Origin of the sequence: [Clostridium] ammoniilyticum (assembly GCF_025566905.1) — a bacterium.
In the GTDB taxonomy this organism is placed as follows: Bacteria; Bacillota_I; Bacilli_A; order Erysipelotrichales; family Coprobacillaceae; genus Faecalibacillus; species Faecalibacillus intestinalis.
In genome coordinates this window covers 99,494-113,512 of record NZ_JAOQJR010000001.1, presented here as the reverse complement: position 1 = coordinate 113,512, position 14,019 = coordinate 99,494, and the positions used below count along the sequence as shown (strand labels likewise).

General features: G+C 28.0%; 16 protein-coding genes and 1 riboswitch. Of the genes, 1 reads left to right on the top strand and 15 read right to left on the bottom strand.

Annotated features, from left to right (window positions below; all coding sequences use genetic code 11):
- Window positions 1-20 precede the first annotated feature (20 nt).
- A riboswitch (FMN riboswitch) is annotated at window positions 21-137 on the bottom strand.
- Between the two features lie 278 nt (window positions 138-415).
- From OCV55_RS00530 to OCV55_RS00460, 15 genes are all read right to left on the bottom strand, one after another.
- Window positions 416-1,186: a hypothetical protein gene (locus OCV55_RS00530; RefSeq protein WP_107028881.1), complete on the bottom strand. Its 771-nt coding sequence runs from the start codon at window positions 1,184-1,186 to the stop codon at window positions 416-418.
- Between the two features lie 205 nt (window positions 1,187-1,391).
- Entirely contained in the window at window positions 1,392-2,318 is a 927-nt protein-coding gene (locus OCV55_RS00525) for a hypothetical protein (protein WP_147579496.1), read from the bottom strand.
- A 324-nt stretch (window positions 2,319-2,642) separates the two neighbouring features.
- A complete protein-coding gene (locus OCV55_RS00520; protein WP_147579495.1) occupies window positions 2,643-3,281 on the bottom strand; it encodes a hypothetical protein in 639 nt (212 codons plus the stop codon).
- A 95-nt stretch (window positions 3,282-3,376) separates the two neighbouring features.
- Window positions 3,377-3,967 carry a thioredoxin domain-containing protein gene (locus tag OCV55_RS00515; protein ID WP_147579494.1) on the bottom strand — a complete coding sequence of 197 codons (591 nt, stop codon included), beginning with the start codon at window positions 3,965-3,967 and terminating at the stop codon, window positions 3,377-3,379.
- Window positions 3,968-4,582 carry a hypothetical protein gene (locus OCV55_RS00510; RefSeq protein ID WP_107028877.1) on the bottom strand — a complete coding sequence of 205 codons (615 nt, stop codon included), beginning with the start codon at window positions 4,580-4,582 and terminating at the stop codon, window positions 3,968-3,970.
- 121 nt (window positions 4,583-4,703) lie between these two features.
- A complete protein-coding gene (locus tag OCV55_RS00505) occupies window positions 4,704-5,474 on the bottom strand; it encodes a Cof-type HAD-IIB family hydrolase (protein WP_147579493.1) in 771 nt (256 codons plus the stop codon).
- A gap of 1 nt (window position 5,475) precedes the next feature.
- The gene (gene murI, locus OCV55_RS00500) at window positions 5,476-6,243 is read right to left on the bottom strand and encodes a glutamate racemase (protein ID WP_022002960.1); all 768 of its coding nucleotides are present in this window, start codon (window positions 6,241-6,243) and stop codon (window positions 5,476-5,478) included.
- A gap of 61 nt (window positions 6,244-6,304) precedes the next feature.
- Complete coding sequence (locus OCV55_RS00495) at window positions 6,305-7,513, bottom strand: S1C family serine protease (protein WP_052010913.1); 1,209 nt, start codon at window positions 7,511-7,513, stop codon at window positions 6,305-6,307.
- Between the two features lie 45 nt (window positions 7,514-7,558).
- Window positions 7,559-8,812, bottom strand: a complete 1,254-nt coding sequence (locus OCV55_RS00490) for a sensor histidine kinase (RefSeq protein WP_147579492.1) — start codon at window positions 8,810-8,812, stop codon at window positions 7,559-7,561.
- Entirely contained in the window at window positions 8,805-9,479 is a 675-nt protein-coding gene (locus tag OCV55_RS00485; protein WP_147579491.1) for a response regulator transcription factor, read from the bottom strand. The genes OCV55_RS00490 and OCV55_RS00485 overlap by 8 nt, the downstream gene beginning before the upstream one ends.
- Entirely contained in the window at window positions 9,472-10,425 is a 954-nt protein-coding gene (locus OCV55_RS00480; RefSeq protein WP_022002964.1) for a PhoH family protein, read from the bottom strand. Before OCV55_RS00480 ends, OCV55_RS00485 begins: the two co-directional genes overlap by 8 nt.
- Window positions 10,422-11,330, bottom strand: coding sequence for a sporulation protein YqfD (locus tag OCV55_RS00475; RefSeq protein WP_147579490.1), 909 nt, complete (start codon window positions 11,328-11,330; stop codon window positions 10,422-10,424). The genes OCV55_RS00480 and OCV55_RS00475 overlap by 4 nt, the downstream gene beginning before the upstream one ends.
- Window positions 11,327-11,518, bottom strand: coding sequence for a YabP/YqfC family sporulation protein (locus OCV55_RS00470; RefSeq protein WP_022002966.1), 192 nt, complete (start codon window positions 11,516-11,518; stop codon window positions 11,327-11,329). Before OCV55_RS00470 ends, OCV55_RS00475 begins: the two co-directional genes overlap by 4 nt.
- Before the next feature lie 103 nt (window positions 11,519-11,621).
- Window positions 11,622-12,092: a MarR family winged helix-turn-helix transcriptional regulator gene (locus tag OCV55_RS00465; RefSeq protein WP_147579489.1), complete on the bottom strand. Its 471-nt coding sequence runs from the start codon at window positions 12,090-12,092 to the stop codon at window positions 11,622-11,624.
- A gap of 13 nt (window positions 12,093-12,105) precedes the next feature.
- Entirely contained in the window at window positions 12,106-12,972 is an 867-nt protein-coding gene (locus tag OCV55_RS00460; RefSeq protein ID WP_032090573.1) for a DegV family protein, read from the bottom strand.
- Window positions 12,973-13,058: 86 nt separating this feature from the next.
- On the opposite strand from OCV55_RS00460, the gene OCV55_RS00455 reads away from it, so the two are divergent.
- Window positions 13,059-13,658, top strand: coding sequence for a YigZ family protein (locus OCV55_RS00455; RefSeq protein WP_032090574.1), 600 nt, complete (start codon window positions 13,059-13,061; stop codon window positions 13,656-13,658).
- Window positions 13,659-14,019: the final 361 nt, after the last annotated feature.

The window sequence follows — 14,019 nt, the reverse complement described above, 5'->3', positions numbered from 1 at the left end:
TGTATATAAAAGTATTACAAAAAACACTTCTTTCATCCAGACTATAACTGTTGCTACTGGAATTTCACCAGTTCGGCCATCTTTAGCTCGCGGAGTTTACCGCCAGTAGAGAATTTCACTCTGCCCTGAAGTATTATTTTATTGCTTCTTTATTATATAATAATTTTTCTTATTTTTAAAGGTCTATCAAACCATAATGTTTTAATGCATAGGTGATGCCATCTAGCGAAATATAACAAAACTACTGAAGACTTTAAAAGAAATTATAAAAAATTGAGTCCAATAGAAAAAAACAAACCTATTCTATCTAATTTTAAAATCAAAACTAGTAGTCTTCAAATCAAAAATAAATGAGAACAACCATATCATCATGATTGTTCCCTGAATTATTTAGTTACTCTTTATTATTCTTTTCTTATTTCTTTTTTATAATTGCTATCTGTTTTTCAGATTTGATTGTACATTCTGCCTTAATCGTTTTTGTTCTATACTCTTCATCTTTTTTCTCCCATAAACCAGATATAACAATTATTCCTGTATGTCCCGTATCATAAAACCTACTATACTCTTTTTTAAATAAATCCTCATCTTTAAAACATAAACGCAAATAGTACTTATTATTAGGTAAAAATGGAAAATTCATTATTATTGTCTTTTCTTTTTTATCAAAGCAGTAGAAATTACATTCAACTAGATGATACCCATCAATACCATCTTTATAATCTGAATAACTTCTTACATCTGCCAATATATTTTTTATTTTTACTCCATTATAGCTGTCATTTGGTGGAGTATTTGTAGCCATTTTATATATTTCTTTAATAGTTTTTAATGCTTTTTCTCCACCACTCGTGCTTTTCCCTTTTTTTGGCGAAGATTTTCCAGTTGGCTTTGTACCTGACGGTTTTGATTCTAAATTCATTAACACTTCTGGAAAACTAAATAATTTTTCATCATATTTGCTATTATCAAAATGATTATAAATAGACCCGCAACTTCCATTATGAGATGGTTTACCCGATGCTTGAAAATACGCAAAATTCGGGTGTTCAGGATTATGTATAAACATTTTTGCATTGCAGCTTGGATTTTTACAATAACAACGTACACCTTTATATTTTATAATATCAGAACTATCAGCATAAATTATTTTTGTTCTTCCTGTATCTTTATATGCATAATTCATTATCCTTTTTCTCCTTTTTTCTTCTAATATATTATTTGAATTTTTAAAATTTTATTTGTTATGTAATGGATCAAAAAATTATTTCCGTATCATAACTGTTTTTGTTAATATTTAAACATATATTTATTATTCTACATTTGTTGAATAAATAGGTTAGGTCTTATTTCTAATTCAACTATTTTCACTTTGTTAACTAATTTTCAGGTTATAACAACACGCATTTCCCAGTCGAAAAATATGTATCTTCTTTTTGCTTTAGCATTTTTGAAATAGAAATAATAGGTAATGTATCAATTCGTTGGATCATAGCATCATATTCTTTAGCCTCGTCTTCATTATCAAGGTCTAAGTGTTCAGATTTTTCAATTGCTTCAGAAAAAGGAATGTTGAAATTCATTTTGTAAGCATCGATACATTTGTATTCTGAATTATAAAATTTATCTAGACCTAACCAGATGAAACCGTTTTTTATATTTTTAGTATTTAAATTTTTATTAGTTTGGGTTAGTGCATACAAACTAAATGATAACTCTAATTGGTAGTCACCGTCTTCTATTTTATAATGAGTTGAATTAGCTTTACTCAACCTTATTCCAAATACTTCCGTTCCATTATCATATTGAGGATGCCAATTTTTTTCGGCTGAATGGTCTATTAAAACATTTCCAAAATATTTTTTTATATTCTTTTTTAAATAATCATATTCATCTTTAGCTTCTTTATAAGATAGGGTTTCTTTAATTTTAATAAACGAAACTTTTGCACAAGCTGGTAAATCATCATACATCCCACCTGTCTGGTCTTTATTTTTATAATAATCATTAATGATTTGGATTCCAGAAGGCGTACTATCTAATGAATGTTCATTAGGAATATTATTCAACCAATTGTATTTATTATAATAGGTTTCTGCAATATCTTGGCAAAATTCTCCTGTTAATTTATCAGCATTAATATTAAAATCGTCATCTTTTGGAATATTTTTAGCTTCTTTGAAATTCTTTTTTTCAATTGATTCTACAGAGTATTTATCTTCTTTTTTTGAAAAGATAGATGAAATTGGATTTTTAGAATTTGAATCTGATTTATCTAAGTTTGATGAGCATCCAGTTGCAGTTGCTAATAAAAACATAACACACATCATAGTTAATAATTTCTTTTCCATAACATTTTAATAAGTGGCTACTCAATGAGCGAAGATTATTTTTTTACACCATCCTTGTTATTTAGCCACACATTTCTGTTCTTCCTATACATTAATATATCAATTTTTTCTAAAAAAGACAAAAGAGGAGCATAAATTTCCTCCTCTACACTATTACTGTATCATAGAGTTTTGAAAAAACAAAAAAATTAATAAAAAGTTATAATTTTATTAAAAATGTTTGTTTTTTATGTTATAAGAGATTTTTATAAAAAAGATTGCAAATGAAAAGGCCTCTTTAGAGATCTTTTCTTATTCGTTTGTGTATACCATATAATAATATTCTAACATTTTCTTTAAAGATTTTTCTGTAATTTTATTGTTTTTAGTTTTTACATCTAATGTATCAGCGCAATCCTTAATTGTTTTGTTGGTTGCTTTAGATGAGTCTAAAGAATAATCATAAATGGCAGAATATGCGGTTTCTTCACCGTTTGCAGCCATAGCTTGTTCTTTTGTTAATTCGTCTCCCATTGTTAAAGTAACCGAATATCCTTTTTTAGAAATTTTTTCTTCTTTTTCTCTTTCTGTTTTCCAATTAGGAATTTCAGATTCACTTATGTAGTATACTTTTCCATCATTAGCATCTGCTGTTTTATCTCCATCAATAGGTGTTTCGCCACTCACTTTATGGAAATTAAGTGTATAAACATATCCTTCTTTATCAACAGTATACTCAATTGTTGTACCTTCTAAATTAGAACTTTTGAAATCTTCTGGAACATTCATAGTTCCCTTAACAGTAATTAAATCTTTAGTATCTACTGTTTCAGAAGTTGAAGTTGTATTATCATCTACTTTTTTATCATTTTTAGAACTTGTAGAACTACTTGAACATCCACATAGCATTACTAAGACAAGACATACTGGAATTATTTTTTTTAATTGCATAATTTTCTCTCCCATTTTTTATTAATATTTAAACGTATAACTATTATAAAACATATTTATTTATAATTCTACATTTATCAAATATTTGCTTTATTCTAATCATTTTTTATACTTACTATGTCCCTATATGAATTTAAAGTTTGTTGTGTAATTTTTCCTTGTAATAATCTTTGATCTATATTATCACAATATTTTACAACTTTGTTATTATCAATAATAAAAACTACAGGTATATACATTACTGTTTTATCTTCTAAAAAATTCCTTAAATAATATTTAAGTTCATCATTTAAATTGTCTTTGCCATTATATTTTGAATCATGTACATTTATGTAATATGCATATAGTTTCTTTTCTTTTAATACATAATTAAGAATTGGAACAACATTTTGACAACTATAGCATGTGGGATTTCCTATATAATACACTCCATTTTTTACTTTGTTATTCTTTGTCATATTGATAAAATCTAATAATTTCATTTTTGAAAAAGCAGGTTTTTTATCATTTAATCTTTTATACTCATTCATATTAGCTCTATTTGGAACTTTCATGTTTATGTTATTTAATATATTTATATTGACATAATCATTCTTTTTTTGAAACATACTAAATATAATAAAACAACATAAGATTACTAATACAAATAATTTAATCTTTTTTATATATCTTTCACTTTTTTTCATTTATTTCTTCAATTGTCCCATATTTTCTTCAAAAATTTTTTGTAAAAAAGAAGCATCAACCGTTCTAAGAGATTTTGATACTAACAAACCATTTGGATTTGCTTGAATATCATTTTCTAACGATTTAACAAGTTTTTCATTGCTATTCCCTTTTTCATATTTTAACAACATTAAATCTGCTTCTGATGAATATTTCGTTAAGTATGTATTTTTAGAAAAATTACTTGAACCAATTAAAATTGCAACAACTTCTTCATCAACTAAAAAATATACCATCTTTCTATGGTCTTTTTTATCCTTTGGATTCAAATTTATAGATGTTTGATATTTTTTTATTGCATCATCAACTGCACTTCTTCCGCCTTTTGTATATTCGCTTATAGTCCCAATATTATATTTTCTTACTGTACCAAAGCATGCGCTTACTATTTTCTCTGCTGTGTCCTTTGATGAACTATAACACGCCCCAGCTATATAGATGTTATTTATTTCTTTATTACATGTTAAATATGCATTAACAAATTCTGCCAAATTTTTAAATGGAATCCCATTCAAGTAACATGGTCCATTAAAAAAATAAACATCTTTATCTAAAAAAATTGAATACACTTGCATATAAATCACCTCTATTTATTTTTTACTATCTATACTATTACTTTATCACTGAATTTTATTTTTTCAAAAAAATAATGAAAAAATATCCATTTATAAAAAAAGACTTGTTAGCCAAGTCTTCCTAGATCAAACCATAATGTTTTAATGCATAGGCAATACCTTCATCATCCACATCTTTTGTCACAAAATCAGCAATGCTTTTTAACTCATCTCCCGCATTTCCCATAGCTACGGCAAGAGAGACATGTTGCAACATTTGCATGTCATTTCCCCCATCACCAAAAGCCATCGTATCTTTTAAATCAAGACCATAATATTCTAAAAATTTATCAATTCCTAACTGTTTTGTTCCACCTATTGGTGAAATATCACAAAAAGTTGGATGCCATCTTGCTGAAATACAATGAGGCATATGACTTAAGATTTCTTTTTCTTCATTTTCATCAACAAAACACATAATTTGATAAATCGATTTATCAATGACATGACTACAATCTCCGGCAGGATGATCATCATTATGAGTAATAGCATGAATTGCATCAACACGCTCATCACGATAGTTGAAGTATTTTGTATTTTCTTCTGTAAAGCCACAAGGAACTTGATGATCTTTTAAATAATCTAATAAAGCTTGTAGATCTTCTTTTTTGATTGTATTTGAATAAATAATTTGATTATTTGTATAACAATATTGTCCATTTAACGTAATATAACCATCAAAAGGAAAATCATTTAAAACATCTAATCCATCTTTTCCTCTTCCTGTTGCTATAAAAAGCTTGATTCCCTTTTCTTTTAACTTATATAAAGCATCAAATGTAGATTTAGGAATCTGATGATTTTTAAAACTGACAAGTGTTCCATCGATATCAAAAAAAATTGCTTTTACCATATTATATACCTATATCTTTCATATTTTTTAAACGTTCTAAATAGCGTTCAATACGTTTTAATTCTTCACCGCTTACTCTTTTAGCAGAATAATAATATTCAACAGAACTTTCCAAATTTTCTAATTCAATATTTTTCATTAAATAATTAATTGTTCCTCTATTACCATCTAATAAATGGACATGCGGTAATAATTGATGAAAACTATCTTTAAAATAATTAAAATGTGTACATCCTAAAACAAGAGAACCATACTCTTTAAAATCAAATTTCGAAAGTGCCTCTTTTAAATAAGCAAGTACTTCATCACTATTAAACTCTTGTTTTTCAGCAAAGCGGACAAGTTTTGGTAAAGCAACCAAATCAACTAAATGATCTTTATCAACTCTTTCTACCAAGTCCAACATCTTTTTACCTTTAACTGTAATTGGTGTCGCACACACCAATACCTTTTGATTTCCATATAAATCAACTGCTTTTTTTACTGCGGGTTCCATTCCAATGATAGGAATATCATATTTTTTTCTCATCAAAGCAACTGCTGCACTGGTTGCTGTATTACAAGCAATGACAATGGCCTTACAATCATGATCAATCATAAATTGAATAATTTCATCTACATAGCCAATGATCTCTTCTCTTGTTTTTTCCCCATAAGGAACATGTTTTTCATCAGCATAATATATAAATTGTTCATGAGGTAAAAGTTGCATTGCTTCATATAATACTGATAAGCCACCTATTCCTGAATCAAAAATACCTATTTTCATATAATTCCTCTTTCAATCATTCTACATTAATTATAAAAAAAGATATTGCGTTAAGCAATATCTATTTTTCTTGAAGCGTAACTTCAATTGTTTTTTCTGTGCCACTACGATTAACAACAACTTTTACTTTATCTCCTGCTTTATGTGAGTAAAGTGCTGTTAAGAACGATTTATAAGTAGTAATATCTTTACCATCTAATTTAACAATAACATCACCTTGTTGGATTCCAGCTTTACTTGCAGCACCATCACTTGTTACTTTAACAACATAGATACCTTCATCAACAGATACTTTAACACCATATCTTTGAAGTTCATATGAAGAATAATCATTTAAAGAAACACCTGAAATACCGATAACTGGATGAGATACTTTACCATTTGTACGAATTTGTTCTGCAACTGTAATAACATCATTAATAGGAATCGCAAATCCCATACCTTCAACGCTTTCATCAGAGAACTTCATGTTCGTAATACCTACAAGTTCACCTTTCATATTAACAAGCGCTCCACCACTATTACCTGGGTTGATAGCTGCATCTGTTTGGATAACATTCATATCCCAATCATCAACATTATCATCATTTAAATCAACAGAAACTGTACGATCTGTTGCTGAAACAATACCTTGAGTAACAGTTCCTGAATATTGAATTCCTAATGGTGAACCAATCGCTAAAACTGTTTCTCCTTTATCTAATAAATCAGAATCTCCTAAATCAATAACACTTACATCAAAGCTTGGTTGACATCTCAAAATAGCGACATCACTATATTCATCACTACCTACAACTTCTGCATCTACATATTCATTATTTGAAAATACAACTTGTACTTTGTTTGCACCATCAATAACATGGTGATTCGTAATAATATAGGTATATTTACCAGTTTGATCATAAACGACCCCACTACCACTTCCAGATTGTGTTTCACTCGAAGAACTTGAATTATCACCAAATCCAAAAGCATTATTTGTTGTATTTTTATAAACAACAACTCCTACAACACTATCACTCGCCTTTTCTACAACACTTGTTGTATCTGTTTTAACATCATAATTGACTTGTTTTACAGTTCCTTTATTTGTAACGGTCGTTGTACTATCATTCGATGATGACATCATATTATAAAAAACATAGCCATTCATTACAAAGGAACAGACAATAGCAACTACTAATAAAATTTTTACTATTTTTTTCCATTTCTTTTCTTTAGGTTTATCTTCATCAACTAATATAAAATTATTGTTATTATCTTCGTTCATAATATTTCCTCCTTTTGATGCTATTATCATAAAAAATAAATATGTCTAAATTATATCCTCATTGTGGGAAACTTTGGGATTTATAGGCAACTTGACAGTAAAAGTCGAACCTATCCCTAAAGTACTTTCAACATCGATCGTTCCTTGATTCAATTCGACGATTTTTTTAACAATACTTAAACCAAGTCCCGTTGATATCTTTGAACTTCTTGATTTATCTACTTGATAAAAACGATCATAAATATAATTCAACTTATTTTTAGGTATACCCATTCCTTCATCTTGTACACTTAAAACAAACATATTATTTTCTTTTTTAGTTTTAATTGTAATAACACCCTCATTAGAGTATTTAATTGCATTAGAAATAAAATTACTTAAAATTGTTTTAACCGTTGAATAATCTAAAATAACAGGTTTTTCTATTTTATTATGATAAATAAGAGAAATATGTTTTTCTTTAGCCATTGGCTCAAATAAATCAATACTTTCTTTAACAACAGCTTTGACATCTAATTCTTTAAAATCCAATTTAACTCTTGTTTGATCTAATCGTGATAATTCTAAAATATCATTAATGATATTTTGCATACGATAACTTTCTTTCAACAAGATATCCATAAACTCTTGAAATATTTCTGGTGAATCTAAACCATCCCTTTTTAATATTTCTACACTTCCAATAATAGCTGACATCGGTGTTTTAAGTTCATGAGAAACATCTGACAAAAATTGTTTTTGCATATCTTCAATTTCTTTCATTTTAGAAACGTCTGTAAATAAAACAATCGTTCCATCAAAAATAAGATGTTCTTTATCAGAAAAAACAGGTGAAGATTCTACTTGATAATATCTCGACTGTATTTTTACAACCGACGATAACGGTCTTTCAAAAACATAGCATTGATCTACTAAATCAAGCATCTCACCTACAAATATATCTTTATAATATCTTCCTTTTAAATGTGGTATTTCAAAGCCTTTTCTAAAACTTTGATTGGTAAAAGCTATTTTCCCTTCTTTATCAATAAATAACATCGGTAAATTCATTGATCGAATCAATTGACTTAATATCTTTTCATGATATTTATTTTCAATTTCTACTTCCTTTATTTCATTATCCTTTTCTCTTTGAAAAAAACGTCCCATTCGTTGATAATGACTTTCTAATTGATAAGCATTGATTGCACATACAAAGATAAAAAGAAGCATGATATAAAGACTGTAAGCCTTATTAAAATAACAAAGTAATAAAGCAACAACTCCCATCAATACAACTTTCAAATAACTTTTAGTCATCTTTTTTCACCAACTTATATCCAACTCCCCTTACAGATTTAAAAGAAACTCGACTTTCTTTTAACTTTCCTTTTAATTTAAAAACATGAACATCAACAATACGTGTATCTCCATCATATTGAAATCCCCATATAGACTGTAATAAAGTTTCTCGAGAAACAGCTTCTTTAGGATGTTCCATAAACATTTTTAATAAATCATATTCTACTTTTGTTAGAACAATAACATGATTATCAATTGTCACTTCTCGATTTTTAGTATTCATCATAACATCTTCAAATTTAATTTCATCTAAAAAATGTTTATGATGTCTTCTTAAATGAGCTTCAATTCGCGCTATTAAAACTGCTGATTGAAATGGTTTTGTTAAATAATCATCTGCCCCTGCTTCTAATCCTTTAATAATATCTTCTTGTTCACTGCGTGCCGTTAATAAAATAAGTGGTTTAACATAATCATTTTGTCTTACTTCTTTAATAATAGAGACACCATCTTTATATGGAAGCATCCAATCAATCAAAACAAGATCATAATCATTTTCTAAAATCTTCGAAACAGCCTCTTTTCCATCATATAAACTATCTACTAAATAACCTTTTTTTCTAAGTTCATAGGCAAGTATCTTATTGATGGACATATCATCTTCAATTAATAATATATTATTCATTATTCCCATCGTATCTTTCTATTATTCTTTGAACAACAGGGTGTCTTACGACATCCATCGCTGATAAATGAATAAATGAAATTCCTTTGACCCCTTCTAAAATATCTAATGCACGAATAAGTCCAGAAGTTGTATTTCTTGGTAAATCGATTTGTGAAATATCTCCTGTTACAATCATTTTTGATCTGAATCCTAAACGTGTTAAAAACATTTTCATTTGATTATCTGTTGTATTTTGCGCTTCATCTAAAATAACATAAGCATCTTCTAAAGTACGACCTCTCATATAAGCAAGAGGTGCAATTTCAATAACACCTTTTTCCATAAGCTTTTCAGTTTGTTCAACACCTAACATATCGTATAAAGCATCATATAAAGGGCGTAAATAAGGATCTACTTTTTCTTTTAAATCTCCTGGTAAAAATCCCAAATTTTCTCCTGCCTCAACAGCTGGTCTTGTTAAAATTATTTTTTTAACTTCATTATTTTTTAAAGCTGCTACTGCAAAAACAACAGCTAAATAAGTTTTTCCTGTTCCCGCAGGTCCTATTCCAAAAACCACATCATTATTTTTTAAAGCATAATAATAACTCTTTTGTCCTAATGTTTTAGGATAAATAAGTTTTCCATTATATGTTCTAGCTATTTTTATATGATAAAGTTCAGATAATTGATCCAACTTATCTTTTTCTACAAGTTTTTGAGCATAAATAACATCTCTTCTTGAAATAGAAACCCCTGAAACAATCAGTTTTAACAAAGAATAAATGACTTTTTTAGTTTTTTCAATTTGTTGTTGACTTCCAACAATTGACATTTCATCTCCTCTTAAAGAAATTTCAACTTGAAAATGATCTTCTAAAACTTCTAAATTTTCATCTTTTACTCCAGATAAATTAACAAGTTGTTCAATGTTATAAGCTTCTAACTTAACAATTTCTTTCATGAATCCTCCCTAATTGCAATATCCTCTATAAAAACATATTGCATCTTTAATACATATTTCTTCTCTATTATATCATATGATAGTACTTTTTCCCTGTCAATTTTTACATCCTTTGGTAATTGACTTCTTATTTTAAAAAGCAAATACGCAAATATATCTTTATCTTTAACATTTGATGACGAAGCCTCTATATATTGATAAGTATAAGCTTCTACACTTCCTAAAGTAGGAATCATTTTTATTTGTTGTTTCGTATCTTCAATTTGATGTGAAATCAAAACATCTCCTTTTTTTACATACTGATTCACTTTAACTAAAACATTTCCTTGTTTGACATCCAATTGACGAATAACCCCATCTTTTTTAGCGATATAATCTTGATATTTTAAGACCGTCTTTTGATTATGACTAGCGGGTGTATATTCAACATGTAAAACACTTCCCTTTTGATAAACATTTAAATAATCAATTTTGCTTTGATATTTTCTTTTTAAATGATCATAAAGTTTATTGATTTGAGGATAAGTCAATTTAGGATGCATCATTTGTATTTGTTTATTGAGGTCTTTTTGAAGTTGATTGTTCACGATAGAAAGAGAGCCTGTTATTTTATAGTCATAAATATAATGTGGTAAAATAAAAAGTGTGCTTATAAAAGCAAGTGTAAAAATGATTTGTGGAAATTTAAAGATAAGAAATAAATAATGAAGTAGGCCTATACTTTTTTGAATAGGTAAATGCATAGAAGATGTGATATATCTTTGATAAATAGGAACGTAAAATGAATAACGTAATGCATCAAGTTGATGTAAATGAAAAAGTGTGAGCTGATGTTTTTTGGTTTCTTTTAAAAATGAAACAATATCATTTGTTTCAATAACAATATAATCATAGCCTAAATTCATGAAAATATAATTGATGTAAACTCACCCATTAACATAATTTCATCTTGACTATAGTAACGTATTTCAATATTTTTTCCTTTTATTGAAATAATTTGTTGATTCATTTTACATTCAAAAATCGTTGATTCTAATGTAATAATCAACTGATAATGTTTAATTAAAATTCTATTTTTTTGTATACAAAGCATTCTATCACCTATTATAAGCTATGATATTTCCTTTTCATTATGTATAGAATTTTATGATTCGATCTTTTTATAACATCAAAAAAGTCAACTTGTAATGTTGACTTTACTTATTTTGATCTTTTCTTCTTAATAATTCATTTCGATAAACAACGAGATCTTTATAAATATCACTTAATGTTGAAAAAAACCATTCTACTCTTTCATCAGGAATACGATTTCTATAAATAGAGTCTAATTCATGATGAAATTGTTCATGAACTTTCAAAGCTTCTTTCCCTTGATCTGTTAATCTTAAGTAATAAATACGTTGATCTTGAGTAGATTTTTCTTTAATAAGAAAACCTTTTTCTACAATTTTTTTAACAGCTGTCGTAAGAGTTCCAAGTGTTACATTCAAATGATTCGCAACAGCTGACATTGAGGGACTTGATTCTTTATCAACAGCTTCTAAAACATGCATTTCAGACATCGAAAGTTGTTTAAAAGGTCCTTGTTTTAAATATAATTCCTGTATATCCATCGCAATATTAAAAACATCAACAACTGTTTCTATCGTATCTACTCTTTGTGTCATCTTTTTCTCCTTATTACTCTTCGTATTTTCTAATATACTGATAACCGATACCACCAATACCCATATGAGCTCCAACTACAGCTGGTAATTCTCTTACAAGTATTTCACATTCTCCAATTTGTTCAATCAATTTTTGTTTCATTTCTAATGCTAGTTCTTCATTTAAAACATGTTCGATTGCAAAAACATAATCCTTATTGTTAACCTTACATTCATTGACCATGTGATCAATAATTTTTAAATTTGCTTTTTTAGTCGTTCTTACTTTACCAAAACTATCAATTTTACCACCTAAACTATAGTTTAATTTCATAATTGGTACAATTTTTAAAAGCCCAGCTAACGCTGCAACAGCAGGAGTAATACGTCCTCCCTTTTTTAAATGCTCTAAATTAGGAACCATAATAATCGTTGCTGAATCTTCTACAAGTTTTTCTAGAATATCTTTTATTTCTTCTGGTGATTTTCCCTCACGAGCAAGTTTTGCTGCAACTTCTACAAGATATTTTTGATTACTCGCTGTTCCTTTTGTATCCACTAATGTTACTGGCATTTCTAACATATCACACGCAAGCTTCATTCCATTCATGGTTGAAGAAAGTCCTGTAGCGATAGGTAACCCAATAACATGACTATATCCTTGATCTTTGATTTTTTGAACTGCTTCTTGCAGTGAACCTGTTGATGGTTGAGAAGTCATCACCATAATATCGTCTTTTTCCATACGTTTAAAAACATCTATACTATGAATTTCAATATCATCTAAATAACTTTTACCTTCCATAGTGATTGTTAGTGGTGCAATAAATATTCCTTCATTTTCTCTTGAATCTACAGGAATTTGACATCCACTATCCGCTAATATAGCAATTTTTTCCATACTCTCCACCTCTTCCTCATATAATATAACAAATTATGGATTATTTTTAAAGTTTTATGTTATCATAAAAGTCGGAAGGTGAAAAAATGAAATCTATTGAAAAAATAACTGAACACACATTAGTCATTAAAAAATCAGAGTTTATTTGTACGCTCATTCCTTTAAATGATGAAGAAAAAATCAATGAAACTATTGATTATTATAAAGAAAAATATAAAGATGCTACACATAATTGTGTTGCCTATCTTGTAGGTACAAAAGAAAGAGCCAATGATGATGGAGAACCATCAGGTACTGCAGGTCTTCCAATGCTCAATGTTTTAAAAAAACAAGAACTCAGTAATATCATTGCAATTGTTACAAGATATTTTGGAGGCATTAAATTAGGAGCTGGAGGTTTAACACGCGCCTATAGTCAAGCTGTGGCTGATGCTTTAAAAGAAGCTAATATTGTTGAAAAACATTTAATCGATGTCTATGATGTTTCTCTTGATTATAGTTTTACTAAAAAATTTGAGCATCTATTAAAAGTAAATGACATTGATTGTATAAATAAAGAATACGATGAACAAGTCACTTATCGTCTTTATATTGATGATTTGTCTTTCTTTGATACAATTCAAGATTTAACAAGTAATCGTTACAGTAAAGAATTTATAAAAAAAGAATATGTTCCTGTAAAATAAATATGTATTTAGCCTGTTGACAAAACAATTTTGTTGACAGGCCTTTATTGTATAAGAAACAATTATTCAATGGACTATCCGTCCATTGAAAGAAAAAGGGACATTGTCGTAAAAACAGATGTTGATGGTGTCTATGGTGTCTGTTGTATCTTCAGTATCGAACACCAAAGTACGATCGATAAGAACATGGTGATACGATGTGGCAACTATGAAATGACGGAGTATTTAAAATAATTAAAAAACAAAAAACTTAAAAGATTAGTTTCTCAAGTTATGATTGTCTTTTATACAGGGCCAAAGAAATGGAAAGGACCTTTAACATTAAGTGACTATTTGGATATACCAGAAGAATTAAAAGAAT

Coding starts and splice junctions, on each gene's coding strand:
- OCV55_RS00530 (WP_107028881.1), bottom strand. CDS start 1,186: ATGAATTATGCATATAAAGATACAGGAAGAACAAAAATAATTTATGCT.
- OCV55_RS00525 (WP_147579496.1), bottom strand. CDS start 2,318: ATGTTTTTATTAGCAACTGCAACTGGATGCTCATCAAACTTAGATAAA.
- OCV55_RS00520 (WP_147579495.1), bottom strand. CDS start 3,281: ATGCAATTAAAAAAAATAATTCCAGTATGTCTTGTCTTAGTAATGCTA.
- OCV55_RS00515 (WP_147579494.1), bottom strand. CDS start 3,967: ATGAAAAAAAGTGAAAGATATATAAAAAAGATTAAATTATTTGTATTA.
- OCV55_RS00510 (WP_107028877.1), bottom strand. CDS start 4,582: ATGCAAGTGTATTCAATTTTTTTAGATAAAGATGTTTATTTTTTTAAT.
- OCV55_RS00505 (WP_147579493.1), bottom strand. CDS start 5,474: ATGGTAAAAGCAATTTTTTTTGATATCGATGGAACACTTGTCAGTTTT.
- murI (WP_022002960.1), bottom strand. CDS start 6,243: ATGAAAATAGGTATTTTTGATTCAGGAATAGGTGGCTTATCAGTATTA.
- OCV55_RS00495 (WP_052010913.1), bottom strand. CDS start 7,513: ATGAACGAAGATAATAACAATAATTTTATATTAGTTGATGAAGATAAA.
- OCV55_RS00490 (WP_147579492.1), bottom strand. CDS start 8,812: ATGACTAAAAGTTATTTGAAAGTTGTATTGATGGGAGTTGTTGCTTTA.
- OCV55_RS00485 (WP_147579491.1), bottom strand. CDS start 9,479: ATGAATAATATATTATTAATTGAAGATGATATGTCCATCAATAAGATA.
- OCV55_RS00480 (WP_022002964.1), bottom strand. CDS start 10,425: ATGAAAGAAATTGTTAAGTTAGAAGCTTATAACATTGAACAACTTGTT.
- OCV55_RS00475 (WP_147579490.1), bottom strand. CDS start 11,330: ATGAATTTAGGCTATGATTATATTGTTATTGAAACAAATGATATTGTT.
- OCV55_RS00470 (WP_022002966.1), bottom strand. CDS start 11,518: ATGCTTTGTATACAAAAAAATAGAATTTTAATTAAACATTATCAGTTG.
- OCV55_RS00465 (WP_147579489.1), bottom strand. CDS start 12,092: ATGACACAAAGAGTAGATACGATAGAAACAGTTGTTGATGTTTTTAAT.
- OCV55_RS00460 (WP_032090573.1), bottom strand. CDS start 12,972: ATGGAAAAAATTGCTATATTAGCGGATAGTGGATGTCAAATTCCTGTA.
- OCV55_RS00455 (WP_032090574.1), top strand. CDS start 13,059: ATGAAATCTATTGAAAAAATAACTGAACACACATTAGTCATTAAAAAA.